The sequence below is a fragment of the Aquidulcibacter sp. genome (assembly GCF_020253525.1).
Lineage (GTDB): Bacteria > Pseudomonadota > Alphaproteobacteria > Caulobacterales > Aquidulcibacteraceae > Aquidulcibacter.
This window is the reverse complement of the sequence record NZ_JADCBK010000101.1, coordinates 23,013-42,290: the sequence shown is the minus strand read 5'-3', so window position 1 is coordinate 42,290 and position 19,278 is coordinate 23,013. Positions and strand designations below refer to the sequence as shown.

Sequence of the window (19,278 nt, the reverse complement as noted above, 5' to 3'; positions counted from 1 at the left end):
GCAGGGAAGCCATTTGAACCCGCTCAATCGGGGCACCCTGTGTGGTCGGGGCAGCGCTGGTTTTTGTTGCGGGAGGCACAAGCCTTGTCGAGGCCGTATCCGCTTTCCGTACAGGCTTACTTGCGGGCTTACTGCTCGAGACAGCTTCGGGAGAGGCTGCTTCGCTATTGATGACAGGCGCCAAAGGGCGGGCATTTGGGGCGGCGGCTACAGGCTGAGCTGCAAATCCGACTGCCAAGAAAAGCGCACCAGCCCATAAAGGTCCTACGACGCTTAGATCAATAATTTTGTTGTTAAAACAATGCGTAACTACTCGTTTATTCAGTGCCGAATCCCGGACCATTTTGTGTCCCACCATATTGGTCTGCAGTAGTTTCTGCAAACATTCTTATCGCGCCGGTTGATCCGACTGCGGGTTGCACTCTACAAGAGAGGTTTGAAATCAACGCTTGGAAATTAGATCGAATTTTATCGATCTTGCATTTTCTTTCAGGCGTTGCGTCAAAGCGCGGACAGGTGGCCGAGTGGTTTAAGGCAGCGGTCTTGAAAACCGCCGTAGGTGGAAGCCTACCGTGGGTTCGAATCCCACCCTGTCCGCCAGTTTGATTTGCAGAATCTGATTCAATAAGTATTGGGCTTCACGCCATGGCCTGCGTTGCATCCGTGGAATGCACCTTCGGAAAGCAGTGCTGAAGATCGACGATGCGTGGAAATAGCTAGGGCATTTGGAACGGTTAAAGGCAGCACTTAGCTTGCGTTGAAGTCATCCCACAATTCCTCCAGAACGGACTCGGCCTAAGCCATTGTCTAGGCAGAGCCTGTGACAAAGGCTGTCCCAAGCGGAAAGAAACAAACCAAAGACCTGCGCAAACAAAACTGGTGCATGTTGTTTAGATTGCACCTCATGATTTCCAAGTTGGCCTCGAAAAATCCGCTTTGAAGCAATCCCGAAGCCGCCCTAATCGGCAAACCTTGGCGCAAAGCAGCCAGACATCGCCTGCAAACAATGTCCTTTTTCCACACACTTCGCTAGCGATATGACAGTCTAAAGCCAGTCGAGTTTCGGGCGCAGTTTTTTTGGCAAGGGCTGATACTCATCTGGGCCTTATGCAGGCTTGGATTAAGCATTCTGAGGTCGAGGAAAGTCGAGGTTTGGGGAAGTTAGCATTCAAGCGTTATGAACGCAGAATGGGACCCTGTAATCGTGTTTAGTTTTGATACCTTGCACGTCCCAACTAATCCAAAGCTCAGGAGATGAAGCCCACAAGAAATGAAGGTGCAGGGAAACCATTCTTTGGTCAGATGGCGATCGGTTTCAAGCAAACCATATACTGGCCCAGAACCTCGTTCTATGCACCGCCCATTCTGGCATATATTTCTACATAGTTATATTTTGTCACAGCAATGAAGTATTTCAGCTCATTCGCCGTGAGCCAAACCCTCGCCTCAAATCGCCTTGGTGGCTCAGTGACAACTACATTAAAGACCGTAGCTGCATCAATCGCTACCAACCGATTAATTGCCTCCATCGCCTCATTTTTAAACTCCGGGAAGTTGAACTCCATACTGATAAGTGGGATCTTGCGCGACAGACCTTTGACAACTTCTGCCTCAAATCCTTCAACATCTATTTTGATGAATTCAGGGAGGCCGTACGCAAGGATAAGTGCATCGAGCGTCGTTGTTGGCACTAAAACTCTCTCATAAATTTCCTTTTTGGTGCGTGCCCCAACGTCTGTGAGGCTGTTTGCCCATTTCTCAGACAAGGTGTTGTATGGGTTGGCGTCTCCGAAGCTGATCAATTCAGCATGCCCTACCGAGTTACTCACCGCATTTTGGACAAGTGTGACCTTTGGGGTAAACTTAAATCGTTCAAAAAGATGCGCTGCAGCGCTGGGATTAGGCTCTATGCAAACAACCTTAGTCGCATGTGGCAGAAATAGGTGAGCTTTATCACCTAAATTGGCTCCGATGTCGAAGACAATACCCTTTGGACTTGTCCCGAGAAGCTCAGCATAGAATTTCTTTTGTACTTCCTTGCGCTCTGCAGATTCTGGCAAAAATATCTTTGTATAAATAGAATATAGTTTCGAATCGTTTAGACGTGATCTATTGAAAAATCGATTCAATAAAGGCCGCAAAATGCTCTTCGCAGATTTCAACATAGATTTCTTGCCTTTATTATGTTCTTTTTGCAGGTAGGAGCCATTACCGCTTCTGAAATGCTGAAAGTTAACCAAAGCGATACCTAAACAGACCAAGCATAACTAACTAAGAATCGCAAGTAACCATTTGTTTTAACGCTAACTATTGCAGATCTTTGCCAGTGCTGACTCGGACAGCCGAGGCAAATGGGGTCCACGCCCAAGCACGAGTTGACTTAGGTTTATAAAGTAACTTTGCTCCTGTGTCATAGCCTCGTTGACCGTAATTTGTTTTTGGTAATGGAAACATTCTCAGGTCTACTCCGCCGCTTCGCCTCCCCCCCTTGACCCCCTCCCCACAACACCGGATACATTCGGGCAACAAAAGCGGGCATTCAAAAGGCTCGGGTCGAGATAATTCAGGGGGGTGAGATGCACTATAAGGAACTCAAACAGGCTTGGGCAGAACTAACCTCTCCGGGCCAGCCCTTCGAGATTGAAGAGATTGAGGTTCGTGGCAGCCTGATCCGGAGCTATAAGTACGCCCCGCCCAATATCCGCGCCGTCTGGCTCTCCACCATCGCCTTTAGTGACCGGGAATATCTTATCTATCAGGATGAGCGCATCACCTATGGCCAAGCCCATGAGCGGGTGAATGCGATTGCGGCGTGGTTGTGGGCTCAAGGCGTGCGGCGCGGTGATCGTGTGGCTGTCGCGATGCGCAATTATCCTGAATGGATGCTGCTCTATTGGGCGTGTGTTTCGATTGGGGTGGCTTGCGTCGGTATGAATGCCTGGTGGATCACCGATGAGTTGGAATATGGCTTGAAGGATTCTGGGCCCAAGGTGTTGTTTTGCGATTCAGAGCGTCTCGCCCGGGTTATGGAACGCCCGCAAATGGCCGAGGGTATTGCTTTGGTGGGGGTGCGCTGTGCCACTCTGCCGCAAGGGGTGATCGCCTATGAGGCGGTGCAGGAAGGTGGCGGGGCGATGCCAGATGTGGCGATTGATCCAGATGATGATGCCTGCATCTTTTATACTTCGGGCACCACGGGCTTTCCAAAGGGCGCGCAGCTGACCCATCGGGGATGCGTTGCCAATCTGATGAATATGAGTTTTTCGGGCCAAGTCCAAGGCCTTGCTACCCTGCGCGCCAATGGCATAGACCCCGCCAGCGTGCCGCCACCAAACCCGCCCGTGGGCCTGATCACCACGCCCCTCTTCCACGTGACGGCCAATAATTGTGCGGCCTATGTTGCCACAGCCAGCGGCGGGAAAATGGTGCTGATGTATAAATGGGATGCCGGCGAAGCACTGCGGCTGATTGAAACCGAAAAAGTCACGGCCATGAGTGGTGTGCCCACTATGGCGCGCGAGGTAATCACCCACCCTGATTTTGCCAAGACAGATACGTCGAGCCTGTTGACCTTGGGCGGCGGCGGCGCGCAGGTACAGCCTGACCTTGTTGCCAAGATTGACGCCTCTGTCCCGACCGCCAGACCCAATACGGGCTATGGCATGACCGAGACGTGCGGCATCATCACAGCAGTCAGCGCTGACTTCTTTGTCGACAAACCCGCAAGTTGCGGCCCTGCCATGCCGACCTTTGAGGCCCGCTGTGTCGACGATAGCGGCAATTTCTTGCCTATTGGCGAGATGGGCGAATTGTGGGTGAAAGGTGCCCCGGTTATCAAAGGCTATCTCAACCGCCCTGATTCCACCCAAGAAAGCATCACCGATGGCTGGCTGCACACGGGTGATGTGGCGCGCATCGATGAAGATGGCTTTATTTTCCTCGTCGACCGCAAGAAGGACATGGTGTTGCGCGGTGGTGAAAACGTCTATTGCGTCGAGGTTGAAGCCGTGGCCTATCGCCATCCGGCCGTGGCCGAATGCTGTGTGTTTGGTGTGCCCGATGAGCGCTTGGGCGAAGAAGTGGGCGCGGCTATTCTGGTGCGCCCCGACATGGCTCTAACGGCACAAGAGTTCCGCGACCATTGTGTGGCGCTGATGGCCAAGCACAAAGTGCCCCGCTATGTCTGGTTCCTCAGCGAAGCCATCCCGCGCAATGCCTCGGGCAAATTCCTCAAGCGTGCGCTGAAGGAAAGCTTGAAGGTGGAGGATGCGCATTAGGGGGTGAGGGCAATATTGCCCCAAGGCCCTGCCCGGCCTAGGTTGGGACTATGATTTCCTTTGGCACGCTCAGCATCAGCCTTCTGCTCTTGGCGGGCCAAAGTGTGGTATTGGCGGGATTATTGTGGGCCGCACCAAATAATCGTGCAGCTAATCGTTTTCTGGGCTTGCTGATCTTTGCGATCGCTCTCATGGTTACGCCCTATATTATTGGGTTTGCAGGCTTTTATGACACCTATCCCTGGCTAAGCTTTGCGCCATTTTCAACAAGCCTCTCGTTTGGCCCGTTATTATATCTGCATGCTTACGCGCTGATCTATGGTCGCCCGCCAGATAAGTGGGGCCTGCATCTGGTGCCCTATGGCATTCAGTTTTTAAGCCAAGCTTTGGTGTTTCCGTTGCCATTGGCGATGAAAAACGCTTGGGATAGTTTTGCCCATGCCTCGCTCATCGATCCAATTTTGACGCTTGTGAGCCTGATCTCCATCAGCCTTTATGGTGTGGCGATTTGGCGGCTCTATCGGTCCTATCGGCACCGCCTTGCCCAGACCCGTGCCGATGATGCCCAATTTGATCCCACGTGGATACGCAATGCCTTGCTTGGTGTCTTGGGCTTAGCTCTGGTTTGGTTCGGCTTCTTCACGGCCGATCAAGTCGATCCGACCCGCAATTATTTTGATGATTATTGGATGTATATGGGCGTGGCGGCGTTGGGCGTTTATCTGGGGATTGCCGGTTGGCGTAATGCTGGCGTGCGCTATCCCATCCTTGATACGGCAACAGACCCCGCGGTCGATCAAGACAGTGGACCTTCCGCCAGCCCCGAGCGGGATTGGCAGGCGATGGGGCGGCAATTTGCCGAAGTGGTGGAGGCAGAAGCCTTCTGGCGCGACCCGGATCTGACCTTGACCTCGCTTGCCCGCAGGCTTGGCACCAATACGACCTATGTGTCGCGGGCTTTGAATGAGGGATTGGGCAAAAGTTTCAGCGCCTTTATCAATGCGCGGCGCGTCACCGCCGCTCAAGCCTTGATGGTGGAGGACGTGCAACAGTCCGATCTCATGGCCATTGCCTTCGAAGCAGGCTTTAACTCCAAGGCCAGTTTCAATCGTGCATTTTCCGAATTTGCCGGCATGAGTCCCTCGGCTTGGCGGCGCAGCCAAGGTCTCAAATCATAGATTCCAACAGGGGATTTAGCTTTTGAGGCGCGCAAGCGGGGCTGGTTCGGCACACAGAATGCCTCCTCCACCTAGCCTCACCCACTTCAGGAATTTGTTCATGCGCGCTCTCACCCCCATCGCCCTTATTGGCCTCCTCGCCCTTTCACCCTTTAGCGTCATGGCCGCCGCGGGGGCTCTAGAGGCAGGCCCTGAGATATCCATCGCGCCCAAGGCTGCGTGGCCTGTGCGCATCTTAAGCGCTGCTGAGGCACAAGCCGATGTGGCGCTGATGCGCCGGTCGCTGGAGACCATCCATCCTGGCCTTTATCGCCGCACCAGCAAAGCGCAGATGGATCGCGCTTTTGCGGCTCTAAACCAACGTGTGCAGCGCCCGATTGAGACGACAGAACTCTATCGCCTGATCTCCTTGGTTCTGGCAGACATTCGATGCAATCACACCAAGGCCGAACAACCCGCCGAATTAGAAGCATGGCGGCACGCTAACCCAAGCCATCTGCCGTTTCGATTTCAAATCGTGGCAGGAAAAATGATTGTGGTCGGAATCGATCCTGCCCAACAGGGCCTGTCGGTCAGGGCAGAGGTCACCCATATCAATGGCCGTAAGGTTTCGGAGCTGATAGCAACCCTTGGTGCCTATGTGCCGATAGATGGGCAAGCAAGCTGGAGCCGGGCCACCGGCCTTGCCGATGATTCAGACCTCATGGGCTCGGACTTTGATCACTTCTACCCTTTTGTCTTTGGATTGCCGACCCAATTTGTTCTTCGCTTTAAATCCGATGGCCAAGCGACAACCCAAACCACCATTCAAAAGCCGCTCTCATTCAAAGCCTGGCAAAGCCTGAAGTGGCCGGGCCCGGCTTTCAGGTCCAATTTCAGTGAAACGACCACGTGGCGCATGCTGGACCCAGAAACGGCTCTTTTGAAGGCTGCAACCTTTGTGAATTATCGTAAGCCTGTTGATGCGACGGCCTTTTACGATCAGATCTTTGCCGAAATCAAAGAAAGTGGGGCCAAGCATCTGATTATCGACCTGCGGGAGAATGGCGGCGGGTCGAGTGATGCGACCTATGGGCTGGCCGATTTTTTGGCCCAGAAACCCTATGTTTGGAACAAGGCGATCTCCTATAAAGCCCTGCGCTATGGCGATTTGCCGAACTTTATCGACACGTGGGGCGACCGCGAGGCAATCTTTAATGCGCCCCTCGATCAGTTTGCCAAGACTGCCCATGGCTATGAAGAAATCCCGGCCAATGCGCCTGAGGAATTATTGCCCCGCACCCCTGCCGCCAATGCCTTTGGCGGAAGGGTGACGCTTCTTACCAGCCCAGAGAATGGCTCAGGCTCAACCATGCTGATCGCGAAATTGCGCGATTTGGGTCGTGTCAGTCTTGTGGGGGGCAAATCAGGCGGCAGTGGGGATGGGCCAACTGCGGGGCGGATCTTCACGGTCAAACTGCCCAATAGTGGCATTAAAATACGCGTTCCCAACGCCTTCAATCAAATGCAGGTTCAAAGCTTTGAGCCGAAAGGCGGGGTCACGCCGGACCTTTTGGTGGAACCCCGGATTGAAGATGTTCGCTTAGGTCGAGACCGCGTGCTAGACGCCGCACGCGCCGCGCCCGAACCAGAGCCAAAGACAGAGGCCACCCAAGCCCTACCTGCCCTCCTCTCTCGCCTCACAGGCACGTGGCGCGGAACTCTGGAATATCGCGATTATCAAACCGAAGGTCGGGTAACTTTGCCGACTTTGATGCAAGCCACACGCGCGCCCGATGGCGCTAGCCTCAACGTGCGCTTCACCTATGACGATGGACCCGGCAAGACTGTCTATGGCGGCTTTAAACTTGCCTTGGATACCAAGGAGGCAATTGCCAGCAAGACCGAAGACGATGGCCACCCAGACTACTTTCGTGTCATCGGCGATCTGACGGCAACAGGGCCTGAGCCAAGGATTTTGGTCTTATGGGGTCGGGGCACTGAAAATGGGCAGGCTGTAGATGTGCGTGAAACCCTGAAAGTTTCAGCCAACACCTATGACTTGCTGCGCGAAACCCGCCCAAAGGGCCAAGGCGTGTTTCAGTTCCGCCATGCCTATCATTTCACCCGCGAGGAGAAGCGCTAAGTTTTAACGCTTCTTTTTGGCCTTAGGAGCCGATTTTGGGGCAGGCTTGGGCTTGGGAGGTGGCGGTGGATCTGTGCGGATCGCCGTCACCACAATGGGCACCACGGGGGCCTTGCCCGGAAATGGGCCACCCGTGGGCGCACGCTCAACCTTTGCCATCGCCTCTACAACCTCCCAACCCGCCGTAACCCGTCCAAAGACGGCATAGCCAGTTGTATTGGGCGGCGCGTTGGGGTCAGCATTGAGAGAGGGATTATCTGCCAAGTCAAAATAAAAACTCGAATGGCCCGAATTGGTTGCATCACCGCGCGCGAGCGCCACAGCACCTTTGAAATGCTTATTGGTGGCGGTTTCCAGCTCGATCGGACTAAGCGGGGGATAGCGGCCCTTAAACTGTGCGTCCAAATCGCCAATTTGAATGATAAAGCCCGGCTCAATCCGGAAGAAGGACGCGCCAATATAATGATTGGTTTGAAACATTTTCAGCATATGGGCGCTGGTCTTGGGGGCACCGACCGGGTCCAAAGTGATCTCAATCTCACCCATTGTGGTGGTTAGGAAGACTTTCGGTGCGGGTATTGGTACGGGTGCCGGGACAGGTGCAGGGGGTGTGGGCGCGGCCGTTTGGGCAAGGGCAGAGCCTGCAAACAAGAGCACAACAAAGCTTGCGAACAAGGTACGGCGTAACATCAATGACCTCCCTCTCTGAAGACCACAAACACCCTAGCTAGAAGTCTCGCCAAAAAGCTCCCGCCCGATCAGCCAGCGGCGAATTTCGCTGGTTCCCGCCCCGATTTCATAAAGCTTGGCATCGCGTAGGAGACGACCTGTCGGATAATCATTGATATAGCCATTGCCGCCCAAGCATTGGATCGCCTCCAAAGCCATCCAAGTCGCTTTCTCGGCCGCATAGAGGATCGCGCCTGCTGCATCCTTGCGCGTGGTAAGGCCACGGTCACAGGCTTTTGCGACGGCATAGACATAGGCACGCGTGGTCGAGAGCGTGACATACATGTCGGCGATCTTGCCCTGCATCAGTTGGAACTCACCTATGGCTTGGCCAAACTGCTTGCGCTCATGAATATAAGGCAAAACCACATCCAGGCAGGCTTGCATGATGCCAATCGGACCAGAGGCCAGAACGGCGCGCTCATAATCAAGGCCCGACATCAGAACCTGCGCGCCCTTGTTCAGCGGGCCCATCAGATTTTCCTCGGGCACTTCGCAATCCTCAAACACCAATTCGCCTGTGGGCGAGCCGCGCATGCCCAGCTTGTCGAGGCTTTGGGCAACTGAGAAACCTTTGAAATCTTTTTCGATCAGAAAGGCTGAGATGCCCCGCGAGGCGGCTTCTGGTTCGGTCTTGGCATATACAATCAAGGTGTCTGCATGTTTGGCGTTGGTGATCCAGAATTTGCCGCCATTGAGCACATAGCGATCGCCCTTTTTATCCGCCCGCAGCCGCATAGAGACAACATCCGAGCCTGAGCCACTTTCCGACATGGCAAGGGAACCCACATGCTCACCCGAGATCAATTTCGGCAGATAGCGCGCTTTTTGCTCTGCTGTGCCCCAACGGCGCAATTGGTTGACGCAGAGATTGGAATGCGCGCCATAGGACAGGCCGACAGATGCAGAGGCACGGCTGATTTCTTCCATCGCCACCACATGCTCAAGATAGCCAAGGCCAGAGCCGCCATCTTCTTCATCAACCGTGATGCCCAACAGGCCAAGGTCACCGAGTTTGGGCCAAAGATCGCGCGGGAATTCATCGGTGCGATCAATCTCGGCCGCACGCGGGGCAATCTCTGCTGCTGCAAAGCGTTCGACGGTTTCACGGATGGCATCGGCGGTTTCGCCGAGGTCGAAATCGAGGCTGGGATAGGAATTTCTAAGCATGGCCTACCATGCGCGAGCCCGCCTGCGAGTGCAAGCAAAAGGGTAAGCGATCAGGGCAGTAACGCGGTCTCGTCGCCACTCTCTTGGCCGCGTGCCAAAGAAACGGCCGAGGTCACCACCGCAACAAAGCCAAAGCAGGCAGTCAGAATCGCAATGAGTGCTTGAAGCGTGATGGTCTTGGCCTCTGGGTCCGGTGTCAGAGCCCCCAAAAGATGCGCAAACCAAAGACCTCCTGCCATCAAGACAGCGCCAACGCCCAAGATCACCCAGGTTAGAGCGCGCGTCGGCTTTGCTGGTTCAAGACTCTGAGGTGCCGGAATCGTCACCCCACCTGGAACAGAAGCTTCTGATGCCAACTCTAATTCTGGGGCAAACGGGGCCAAATTTAGCCCGCCGTCATTGGCGGGCACAGGCTGGCTTTGATCCGATTGATTGGCTGCGAGCGCTTCTTCCTTCGGAAACGGTACCAAAAGCGGATCATTCACCACGGCCGCTAATTCTTCATTTGGCGCGTCCTGTTTTGCTTCGTGAGGCGGTTCACTTGGAGTAGCGGTTTCTGGCTCAACCAAAGTCAGACGTGGCTCAGTCTTTGCTTCAGGGCCGAAGTCCAAAACGGGGGAGGCCTTCACCGTCTCTGCCGCACGTTCTGCAACGGATTGTACGGGAAAAGGCTCGCCCTTAGGCGGGGCGGTAAGGATACTTTCAGATGGCTCGGTCGCAATCGTCGCGCCATCGGCCTCAACGCCCAAGGCAATCGCTCGTGGGTCAGAGGCATGGGACAAAAGCGCAGCGGTATAATCAATTTCAGGGCTTAAGACCGAACTTGGCGCGGCTGGCCGCGGACCTAAGGGCTCAAGAAAAAGGGCTGCTTCAGCAGCTCTCCGGCGTACCAGAGCATCAATGACCAGAACACGCCCATTCACCCGCGCGCGCCGCCACGCATGCATCGCAAGGGCTGCCGCAATCGGCTGGCCTTGGTTCAAATAGCGCAGCACATCGCTGGTGGCGAAATTGGAAACACCAATATTGAAAGCAAACGACACCAACGCGTCAAACTGGTTCTGATTGAGTGGCGTCAAGGCCGATTGGCGAACCATGTCTTCGACGGGGCGAAGATCCCAGCGCAACAGGTCTTCTGCCTCCGCACGAGAAACCGAAAGACCCTCACGCGCAGTGGCGACATGGCCAAAACCCAGCGTCCACCGCCCATCGGGGGTTTTAGCCGCACGTGCACGGAAGCCTTCAAAACTGGCTATCAGGTCCAATGCAGCGCGAGACGCAGTGAGTCTGGACATTTTTCGTTCCAAAAAGAGACGGATTCCGCCCGATGAGGCTGTTCGTGCAGGATTGATGCCGCTTTTGTCCACAAAGGCTGCTCGACAAGTCTGAGGCAATCCTGCACGTTCGACCCAGCCAGACGACATCAAACAAGCAAGGATCAGACCATGATTGCCAAGAAAATCAGCCTTTTTCAGCGCTTCTTTGGAATTTCAGCTCTGGCCTTGACCGCTTGCTCTGGATCCGCGCTGGCTCAAACTGCCGCGGTTGCTCCGCCGAAACCGTGGAGCGCAATGACGAGTTCTGAACTGATCGCCGCCGCACCCCAAGATGCATGGGAGCGCTTAGATCAAAGCCGTTTGCTGTACCTCTATTTTGAACCTAGCCAAGGCGGTGCTCAGCCCCCTGCCCGCGTGATTATCCTTTTGGCACCTGACTTTGCACCCAATCACGTCCAGGCCCTCGACGACTTATTGGCCAAGGGGTTTTTTAACGGGCGCGAGATCGTGCGCAGCCAAGACAATTACGTCGTGCAATGGGGCGATGGTGCGGCTGCAACCACGCTTGGCTTTGCGGGCGGGCGCATGGCGGCTGAGTTTGACCGTGCCTATGGGCCTGAATTTACGCCTTATGAATTGAAGGATGGCGATGTTTATGCGCCAACGGTTGGCTTTTGGCGCAATTGGCCTGTGGCGTGGGACCCAATGGCTAAGCGTTATTGGCTGCCCCATTGTTATGGCATGGTAGGGGCAGGTCGGGATGAGGGCGCTGATTCGGGTGGTCCAGCCGAGCTTTATGCCGTCAACGGCCACAGCCCCCGCGCACTTGACCGCAACGTCACGCTTTTGGGACGCGTGGTTGAAGGCATGGAGCAGTTCGCGACCTTGCCGCGTGGCACAGAGGCGATGGGCTTTTACGCTTCGGGCCAAACCAAGCCCAAAATCATCAAGGCCGAACTTGGAGCACGATTGCCCGCAGCCGAACAAGTCACTCTTGAGGCCTTACGTAGCGATCACGCGATTTACGCCGAAGTCCTTGAGAGCCGCCGAAACCGCCGCGATAGTTGGACGAAGTTTAAGGCCGGCAAGCTTGAGCTCTGCAATGCGCCATTGCCCGTGCGCCTCAGCCCTAAAGAATAATCAAGGTTGCAAGGCCCAAAAAGGCAACAAAGCCTACCATATCGGTCACAAAGGTCACCAAGACGCCTGAGGAAACGGCAGGGTCTTGCCCCATGCGCTTCAAGGTCAGCGGGATCAAAATGCCCGCGAGGCCCGCGACCGACAAATTGAGAAGGATTGCCAAGGCAATGGTGATGGCGAGCAACACGCTCTTGAACCAGATAAGTGCCACGGTCGAAAGAAGAACCGCAAAGAACGCACCATTGACCAAGCCGGTAATCACCTCGCGCAAAATGATCCGGCCTGAATTGCCTGGCGTCAGCTCGCGCGCGGCCAAAGCACGCACTGCAACCGCAACGGTTTGCGTCCCGGCATTACCCCCCATAGAAGCCACCATTGGCATCAGGATGGCTAGGGCCACAATTTTTTCAATCGAGGCTTCAAACCGGCCAATCAACATGGAAGCAAACAGGGCCGTTGCCAAATTAATCACCAACCAAGGTAAGCGCGACTTAACCGAAGACCACACCGAGTCCGCGGTGGAGGCATCGCGCACACCGGCCAGCGCCAACAAATCCTCTTCGTTTTCGTCCTGAATAACCCGCACAATATCGTCGACCGTGATCATGCCGGTCAGGCGTCCACTACGATCAACCACGGGCGCAGAAATCAGATGGTACTTCTGGAAAGCGTGCGCCACAACTTCTTGATCGGTCTCAGGATCAACAATGATCTCAGGCGTTTCCATCAGGTCTTGCAGCAACATGGTGCGCTTAGCCCGCATCAGCTTCGAAACGGGAATCGCGCCAATTGGCTGCATGGCAGGGCTAACGACATAGATATCAAAGAAGAGATCGGGCAGCTCCTCGCCCGTCTTGCGCATGAAGTCGATGGTTTGGCCAACGTCCCAATGTTGGGGTGCGGCCACAAACTCCCGCTGCATCAAGCGGCCAGCGGTTTCTTCTTCAAATGAGAGAGCGCCTTCCACAGCCACGCGGACATCATCAGAGGCGGCGGCCAGAACTTCGGCCCGATCCTCATCATCCAGCTCTGCGACAATGGCGGCAGCATCATCGGTGTCGAGATCATCAAGCTTTTGGGCAAGCTTGCTGGCTGGGATGAATTCCAGCGCGAATTCGCGCAATTCATCTTCCAATTCCGCGTAGACCTCTGCGTCGAGGTCTTCGCCAATCAGGGTGAAAATCGTACGCGCCGTTTCTTTTGGCGCGTTTTGCAGAAGTTCTGCGACGTCTGCCGGGTGCATTGGCAACAATAGACGGCGCAGCAACGGCCCGTCGTGGTCACCGGCAGCGCCGATCACTTTGATGGTAATCAGGCGGTCTAGCCCATGCTCTGCTTTAGTAGGGTCGACCCCCAGGGCTTGTAGATCGTCCATGACTGTCGCCTTCCGTCATGTCGTAAGCCCCTAAGTCTGTTTGCCTGTATCTTCGTGCTGGTAGCAGATACAGGCGCAAAAGCCATCTTTCCGTTGGTGTGCCCAAGAGGACTCGAACCTCCACGGGTCTCCCCACTAGCACCTCAAGCTAGCGCGTCTACCAGTTCCGCCATGAGCACGTTCCGGAAAGAGCGGCGCTTTTAGTAGAACACGCCGCCAATGTGAAGCCCTTCTGCCTGCATCTTGCCAGTTCCAAACAGTGAAGTCCTGTTATGGGCCTGCCATATAGTCATAAACATCGGCTTCGCCGGTGATTTCAACCGAAATCTTATCGTCATCCAACTGGATGTCGCCGCGGGCCACAGGGTGGTTATTGACCAAGACCCACACGGGATCATTGGGCGAGGCCGTGAGCGGAATAACCGCGCCACGACCCATCCGCAGAAGCTGATGCATGGGCAAGGAAGATCGTCCGACCAAGACCGAAATTTCGACCATGACCTTTTCAATCTGCGAGGGTGGGTGTTCACTATCGTCTGTCACGTGACTAGATAGAGCCTATGAGTGTTGGAACTTGGTTAACGCGCTTAAAGATACTGCAAATTCTGGAGAAAATCGCGTGATTGAATGGGCTGTATCGGAAAAACCCGTCGATTATGAGGCTGCAGTGGCCTTTATGGAGGCGCGCGCGGCTGAAATTGCCGCAGGAACAGCGAATCAATTGGTTTGGTTGTTAGAACACCCTCCCCTTTATAGCGCTGGTACCAGTGCTAAACCGTCTGACCTTTTGCCCGGTGCAAGCTTTCCTGTGTTCAAGAGTGGGCGTGGCGGGCAATATACCTATCACGGCCCCGGCCAACGCATTGCCTATCTCATGCTCGATTTGCGCCACCATAAGCGCGATGTGCGTGCCTTTGTGCAATCGGTGGAAAATTGGGTGATTGATGCGCTGGCCCAATTTGCCATTAAGGGGGAATTGCGCTGTGGACGCGTTGGCGTTTGGGTCGATCGCACCCATCCAGGCTTTGCCCGGCAGGAGGACAAGATCGCCGCTGTCGGCTTACGCGTCAAGAAATGGGTGAGCTTTCATGGCATCAGCCTGAATGTAGAGCCTGACCTTTCCCACTTTAGCGGCATTATCCCTTGCGGAATCCAAGAAGAAGGGCTGGGGGTAACCTCCTTGGTCGATCTGGGTTATCCGGTGACCTATGGGGAGGTCGATGAAGCCTTGCGCCAAACCTTCATTGCCCGTTTTGGCCCTGTTGCCACTGTAAACGCCCCGCTCTAAGGCGATCCTGAAAATCGCCTAAGTAAAGGCCATTGACGCACAGCCCATGGCTGATAAGGCCGTGTCCATGAACTTTTCTGCTACAAGACCGCTCCTCGTTTCTCTTGCTTTACTGAGCTTTTTCACCGTTCCAGCAAATGCGCAGAGCCCCACCAAGGACTATCGCGATTGGAGTGTCACCTGCAGCAATCTGAAAACGTGCACTGCCGTCTCCATCTCGGGCCTAAACGAAATGGATTTGTCTAAGCCACCGCGCGGGGTTTCTGACAAAACTGAAACCGGCTGGCTGTGGGTAGAAATCGAGGCGGGACCAAACGCCAAGCCAAAGATTCTCTATTCTGGGGAATATTTGGCCGACCAGCCAACTGCAAAGGACGGGACTTTGCGCATCCTTGGCCAAAACGGACGGGCTTTGGCCAATGGAACCTTTGTCTTGACCTCCCATGAGTCTGGGGCAAGCCAAGTGCAGAGCGCCGATATAGCCCGGTTCATCAGTGTGGCGAGGGCAGCTCAATCGGTCGTCTATTTCCCCGGCACCAGCCGCGCGGTTCAATCCTTTGCCAGCCTATCTGGCTTTGTCGCCGCCCTTCGCGCGATTGAAGCCCAGCAGGGTCGCACCGGCACCACCGGGGCTTGGATCGATGGGGGCAAACAGGCGCGTGACCGTATCCCCCCTGCCCCAACCACACCCCGCGTCAGTGCGATGGCTTTTGCCAAGATAACAAGCCGCACCACGGCCCCAAAACTGGTGATGGACCGACGTAAAGCCGAATGTGACGATAGCGATCGGCTTGATTATGGTGGGCAAGGTATTGAGAGTTTCAACCTTGGCAAAGGTCGCATCCTGTGGGCCGTGCCCTGTGGTGCGGGGGCTTACAATATGTGGTCGAAATTCTATCTTCAGACCCATTCAAACCGTCTGGAACCGTATCCATTTTCCAGCCCAGACGCTGCCACAGACGAGCAAGACGCCCATAGCTTGGTCAATGTAAGTGTAGAGCCTGAAACAGGCCAAATCAGCGCCTTCTCGAAGGGCCGAGGTGTTGGCGACTGTGGGTCAGCGCAAACCTATGTTTGGGATGGCACTGAGTTTGTGCTGACCAGCTGGATTGAGATGACTGCCTGTAGCGGCCTAACACCAGATTTCTGGCCCGTCCGGGTCAAAAAAGACGTTATCCCACCACCCGCCAAAGCAAAGCGTTAGACGCGCTGAGGCCTTTAAAGCCCCAGCTTTGTCTTAATCACCTCATTGATAACAGCGGGGCTGGCTTTGCCACCCGTGGCCTTCATCAATTGGCCAACCCACCAGCCAAGTGCCTTGGGCTTGTTGCGAGCTTCTTCAACCTTATCGGGATTGGCAGCGATGAGGGCATCGACTGTCTGTTCGATCAGGCCAGTGTCGGTTTCTTGCTTAAGGCCCTCGCGCTCAACAATAACCAAAGGCGCGTCGCCGGTTTCAATCATGCGCGGAAACACGTCTTTAGCAATCTTGCCATTGATGGTGCCATTGCTAATCAGATCGACCAATTCGCCCAAACGCTCTGCCGAAACAGGGGTTTCGGCCAAAGTCTTATCATGCTTGTTGAGCCAGCCGAACAATTCAACCGTCATCCAGCTATTGACCAATTTAGCATCGCGCCCCTTGGCAGCCGTCTCAAAAAAGTCTGCTGCATCTTTGTCCGATACCAGCACGGCTGCATCATAGGCTGATAGGCCATACTCGGTTTTAAAGCGTTGCTTCTTGGCGTCTGGCAATTCCGGCAGGCTCGCCTTAATCGCATCGACCCACGCTTGATCCAGCACCAAAGGCAATAAATCTGGGTCTGGGAAATAGCGATAATCATGCGCATCTTCCTTTGAGCGCATGGAGCGGGTCTTGCCCGTCTTGACGTCAAACAAGCGCGTTTCTTGCGTGATCGTGCCGCCATCTTCGAGAATCTCAATCTGGCGACGCGCTTCATAATCCACGGCGAGAGCGACATAGCGGGTGGAATTCACATTCTTGATCTCACACCGCGTGCCAAAGGGCGTGCCAGGCTTGCGAACCGACACATTGACGTCTGCCCGCATGGAGCCTTCATCCATATTGCCGTCACACGTGCCCAAATAGCGCACCAAAGCCCGCAGCGCTTTGAAATAATTGGCCGCCTCTTCGCTCGAACGGATATCAGGCTTAGAGACGATTTCCATCAAGGCACAGCCCGAGCGGTTCAAATCCACATAAGTTGCGCGCGGGTCGAGATCATGGATCGATTTGCCGGCATCTTGCTCCAAATGGATACGCTCAATGCGAATGGGCACCGTCTCACCATTATCGCAATCGACATTCAACGTGCCCTCGCCCACAATAGGGTGGGCAAACTGGCTGATTTGATAGCCTTGTGGCAGGTCGGGATAGAAATAATTCTTCCGGTCAAACCGGCTCCACAAATTGATCTTGGCCCCAAGGCCAAGACCCGTCCGCACCGCTTGTTCCACACAATAGCGGTTCAGAACCGGCAACATGCCCGGCATCCCTGCATCAACAAGGCTTACATGGGCATTAGGTGCACCGCCATAGGCCGCACTTGCCCCCGAAAACAGCTTGGACTGCGCACTCACCTGCGCGTGAACTTCAAGGCCCACAATGATTTCCCAATCCCCCGTGGCCCCAGCCACAAGTTGGTCGGGACGGGCGGAGCGGATATCAAGATCATTAGCGAGTGTGGTCATAACGCCTTCATAACGGGGCAGAGCGGTTTGGCAAAGAACGCAAAACACTAAGAACTGGCGACCCAAGCAGGGCTCGAACCTGCGACCGTCCGCTTAGAAGGCGGATGCTCTATCCAGCTGAGCTATTGGGCCTAGTGAGACCAAGGTTCCCGGCGGTAAAAAGTGAAGTTATCGGCATAAGCACGCGGGATACGCTTTGGTTCCTGCCGATCAATCACTTGAAACGCCAAATTATGCTTTTGCGCATAGGCGATTGCCTCATCGCGCGTATCGAAGGTCAGGCGCACCTGGCCTTGGGTGTCGGTTGACGAGGTCCAGCCCATCAATGGATCTGGCGCGCGCACCGCATTCGACTCAAACTCCAGCATCCACACATTGCTCTTGGCCCGGCCCGACTGCATGGCGGTTTTGGCTGGACGGTAGATTTTTGCAAATGTCATGAAGGCCTCGAAACTAGATGTCTCATCATGAGCGCGTTCGGTAGAAATGGTAAAGCGGGCAATGCATGAAACCGGCACGTCCCGCTTGTCAAAATCGACCAAAATGGTCGGGGAGACAGGATTCGAACCTGCGACCCTCTGGTCCCAAACCAGATGCGCTACCAAACTGCGCTACTCCCCGAGAGGCGCGCGTATAGCGCGACCAAGCCGATCAGGGCAAGCGCCCTGAACAGAAATTACTGAAGTCTCATTTTTTTGCGCGCGCTGGCGCGAAAATGCGGTGGGTTACGCGCTGACCCGCTGCAAGCCCCAGACGCCGCGCTTCGCCGCCACCAATCTCCAAAACGGCCAAAACGGGGCCGTCAGACGGGATCAGGGCGCGCGATAGAGGCTGTGCATTAGATGCGATATTGGCAATCCGCCCATCGGCACGAATGAAAATGAGGTCTAAGGAAACCAGCGTATTTTCCATCCAGAAAGTGGCTGGTTCTGGCGTCTTAAAATCAAACAACATCCCCGTGCCACGGGGCACTTCGGTTCGCCACATCATCCCGATTTCGCGCGAGCGCGGCGTATCTGCGATTTCAACATTAAAGCTGCGAACGCCAGCAGGTGTGGCAATCGACAGTTTTTCAACTTTCAAACCGCGCTGCGGCCCCGCGATCGAGGCAGGTTGCGCGATGGAAAGCGAAGGAATGGCAACAAAAGCCAACAGGGCGAAAAGGATGAAGCGCACGACTTTAGACATGCCCTTCCCTATCACGATGTGGTGACTGCCGCCAAGATGGCGTCTGGGGGCGCTGGCATCAGTTTGGCCCAAGGGGGGGGGGAAGGCTTAAGCGCGCACGACAGCCGTGGCTACCGCCCCTTTTGCACTGCGCTCAACCCGCGCGCGCAGGATTTCGCCACCATCGACCATATCGATACCGCCGCGCCGCAGCGTTGCAACATGAAGAAAGATATCTTCCGACTCCAGACCGTCACTGGTCAAACCAGCAAACCCATAGCCTTTAGAGCGGTTGAACCACTTAACCGTCACCGGGACAAATTGATCCACATCTTCTGGCGGTGGCCGAAAGACAGGCCTTAGACTTAAAATGCCAACGACTTGAAGGCCGCGTTCGCCCTCCGCCGTCAAAACCGTAATCTCGTCGCCCTCTTTTGGGATGGCGGTCGAATGCTTTCTCAAGACGCTAATATGCAATAGGGCATCGACCTCGTGGGCATTTTCGCCTTGGCCAGTTTGAATTTGCACAAAGCCAAAGCCTTTGACTGGATCAAACCATTTTACAATGCCTTCGGCCAAAGTGCCCAAAGGTTCCTTACCCATAGCGAGGACTGTTTCTAATAATTGGTGTGTCACAACTCTTGATCCCTTCGCTCAAATTGGTACAGCGCGAGGCTAACTACGCGGGATTGCTCGACAGAGCTCAAAGAGAGCCCCCCGCACCCGAGCCCAGACGTTACCATAGGGTAAGTAAACACAGGGTTTACGACTGCGCAAGATGTTTATGAAGGGACGATGGCGCGTGCTTGCTTACACAAAGGCTTGACCCACAGCCCAAAC

Annotated in this window: 16 protein-coding genes, 4 tRNA genes and 1 pseudogene; 7 read left to right on the top strand and 14 right to left on the bottom strand. The window is 54.9% G+C overall.

From position 1 onward, the window contains the following. Positions 1 to 238 (bottom strand): annotated as a pseudogene (locus tag IOB61_RS12190) (hypothetical protein); the annotation flags it as partial. A gap of 272 nt (positions 239 to 510) precedes the next feature. On the opposite strand from IOB61_RS12190, the gene IOB61_RS12185 reads away from it, so the two are divergent. Further along, positions 511 to 600, top strand: a tRNA-Ser gene (locus IOB61_RS12185). A 749-nt stretch (positions 601 to 1,349) separates the two neighbouring features. On the opposite strand, the gene IOB61_RS12180 is transcribed toward IOB61_RS12185, so the two are convergent. After that, positions 1,350 to 2,240 carry an FkbM family methyltransferase gene (locus IOB61_RS12180; RefSeq protein WP_290817015.1) on the bottom strand — a complete coding sequence of 297 codons (891 nt, stop codon included), beginning with the start codon at positions 2,238 to 2,240 and terminating at the stop codon, positions 1,350 to 1,352. A 336-nt stretch (positions 2,241 to 2,576) separates the two neighbouring features. On the opposite strand from IOB61_RS12180, the gene IOB61_RS12175 reads away from it, so the two are divergent. From IOB61_RS12175 to IOB61_RS12165, 3 genes are all read left to right on the top strand, one after another. Next, positions 2,577 to 4,277, top strand: a complete 1,701-nt coding sequence (locus IOB61_RS12175) for a class I adenylate-forming enzyme family protein (protein WP_290817013.1) — start codon at positions 2,577 to 2,579, stop codon at positions 4,275 to 4,277. Positions 4,278 to 4,327: 50 nt separating this feature from the next. Then, positions 4,328 to 5,455, top strand: coding sequence for an AraC family transcriptional regulator (locus IOB61_RS12170; protein WP_290817011.1), 1,128 nt, complete (start codon positions 4,328 to 4,330; stop codon positions 5,453 to 5,455). Positions 5,456 to 5,555: 100 nt separating this feature from the next. Next, positions 5,556 to 7,580 carry a S41 family peptidase gene (locus IOB61_RS12165; RefSeq protein WP_290817009.1) on the top strand — a complete coding sequence of 675 codons (2,025 nt, stop codon included), beginning with the start codon at positions 5,556 to 5,558 and terminating at the stop codon, positions 7,578 to 7,580. 3 nt (positions 7,581 to 7,583) lie between these two features. On the opposite strand, the gene IOB61_RS12160 is transcribed toward IOB61_RS12165, so the two are convergent. Genes IOB61_RS12160 through IOB61_RS12150 form a run of 3 tightly spaced genes read right to left on the bottom strand, consistent with a single transcriptional unit; the run spans position 7,584 to position 10,774 of the window. Next, complete coding sequence (locus IOB61_RS12160) at positions 7,584 to 8,270, bottom strand: peptidylprolyl isomerase (protein ID WP_290817007.1); 687 nt, start codon at positions 8,268 to 8,270, stop codon at positions 7,584 to 7,586. A gap of 33 nt (positions 8,271 to 8,303) precedes the next feature. Beyond that, positions 8,304 to 9,479 (bottom strand): isovaleryl-CoA dehydrogenase, encoded by a 1,176-nt coding sequence (locus IOB61_RS12155; RefSeq protein ID WP_290817004.1) that lies wholly within the window; start codon positions 9,477 to 9,479, stop codon positions 8,304 to 8,306. Positions 9,480 to 9,529: 50 nt separating this feature from the next. Next, complete coding sequence (locus tag IOB61_RS12150) at positions 9,530 to 10,774, bottom strand: glycoside hydrolase family protein (protein ID WP_290817002.1); 1,245 nt, start codon at positions 10,772 to 10,774, stop codon at positions 9,530 to 9,532. Between the two features lie 150 nt (positions 10,775 to 10,924). On the opposite strand from IOB61_RS12150, the gene IOB61_RS12145 reads away from it, so the two are divergent. Beyond that, the gene (locus IOB61_RS12145) at positions 10,925 to 11,896 is read left to right on the top strand and encodes a peptidylprolyl isomerase (protein ID WP_290817000.1); all 972 of its coding nucleotides are present in this window, start codon (positions 10,925 to 10,927) and stop codon (positions 11,894 to 11,896) included. Here the strand turns inward: IOB61_RS12145 and mgtE are convergent. From mgtE to IOB61_RS12130, 3 genes are all read right to left on the bottom strand, one after another. After that, a complete protein-coding gene (gene mgtE / locus IOB61_RS12140; protein WP_290816998.1) occupies positions 11,886 to 13,271 on the bottom strand; it encodes a magnesium transporter in 1,386 nt (461 codons plus the stop codon). The genes IOB61_RS12145 and mgtE overlap by 11 nt on opposite strands. 94 nt (positions 13,272 to 13,365) lie before the next feature. After that, positions 13,366 to 13,450 (bottom strand) — tRNA-Leu (locus IOB61_RS12135). A 91-nt stretch (positions 13,451 to 13,541) separates the two neighbouring features. After that, entirely contained in the window at positions 13,542 to 13,814 is a 273-nt protein-coding gene (locus IOB61_RS12130) for a FliM/FliN family flagellar motor switch protein (RefSeq protein WP_269798756.1), read from the bottom strand. Positions 13,815 to 13,845: 31 nt separating this feature from the next. On the opposite strand from IOB61_RS12130, the gene lipB reads away from it, so the two are divergent. Together lipB and IOB61_RS12120 are read left to right on the top strand one after the other, a co-directional pair. After that, positions 13,846 to 14,559: a lipoyl(octanoyl) transferase LipB gene (gene lipB, locus IOB61_RS12125; protein ID WP_290816995.1), complete on the top strand. Its 714-nt coding sequence runs from the start codon at positions 13,846 to 13,848 to the stop codon at positions 14,557 to 14,559. 67 nt (positions 14,560 to 14,626) lie between these two features. Then, complete coding sequence (locus tag IOB61_RS12120) at positions 14,627 to 15,763, top strand: DUF1176 domain-containing protein (protein ID WP_290816992.1); 1,137 nt, start codon at positions 14,627 to 14,629, stop codon at positions 15,761 to 15,763. A gap of 14 nt (positions 15,764 to 15,777) precedes the next feature. On the opposite strand, the gene gatB is transcribed toward IOB61_RS12120, so the two are convergent. From gatB to IOB61_RS12090, 6 genes are all read right to left on the bottom strand, one after another. Further along, entirely contained in the window at positions 15,778 to 17,271 is a 1,494-nt protein-coding gene (gene gatB, locus IOB61_RS12115; protein ID WP_290816989.1) for an Asp-tRNA(Asn)/Glu-tRNA(Gln) amidotransferase subunit GatB, read from the bottom strand. A 55-nt stretch (positions 17,272 to 17,326) separates the two neighbouring features. Beyond that, positions 17,327 to 17,403: transfer RNA gene (locus tag IOB61_RS12110), tRNA-Arg, on the bottom strand. After that, complete coding sequence (locus IOB61_RS12105; RefSeq protein WP_290816986.1) at positions 17,403 to 17,711, bottom strand: ETC complex I subunit; 309 nt, start codon at positions 17,709 to 17,711, stop codon at positions 17,403 to 17,405. Before IOB61_RS12105 ends, IOB61_RS12110 begins: the two co-directional genes overlap by 1 nt. 104 nt (positions 17,712 to 17,815) lie before the next feature. Further along, positions 17,816 to 17,892, bottom strand: a tRNA-Pro gene (locus IOB61_RS12100). 66 nt (positions 17,893 to 17,958) lie between these two features. Then, positions 17,959 to 18,459 (bottom strand): DUF192 domain-containing protein, encoded by a 501-nt coding sequence (locus IOB61_RS12095; RefSeq protein ID WP_290816983.1) that lies wholly within the window; start codon positions 18,457 to 18,459, stop codon positions 17,959 to 17,961. Between the two features lie 87 nt (positions 18,460 to 18,546). Beyond that, positions 18,547 to 19,074: a cold-shock protein gene (locus IOB61_RS12090; protein WP_290816980.1), complete on the bottom strand. Its 528-nt coding sequence runs from the start codon at positions 19,072 to 19,074 to the stop codon at positions 18,547 to 18,549. Positions 19,075 to 19,278: the final 204 nt, after the last annotated feature.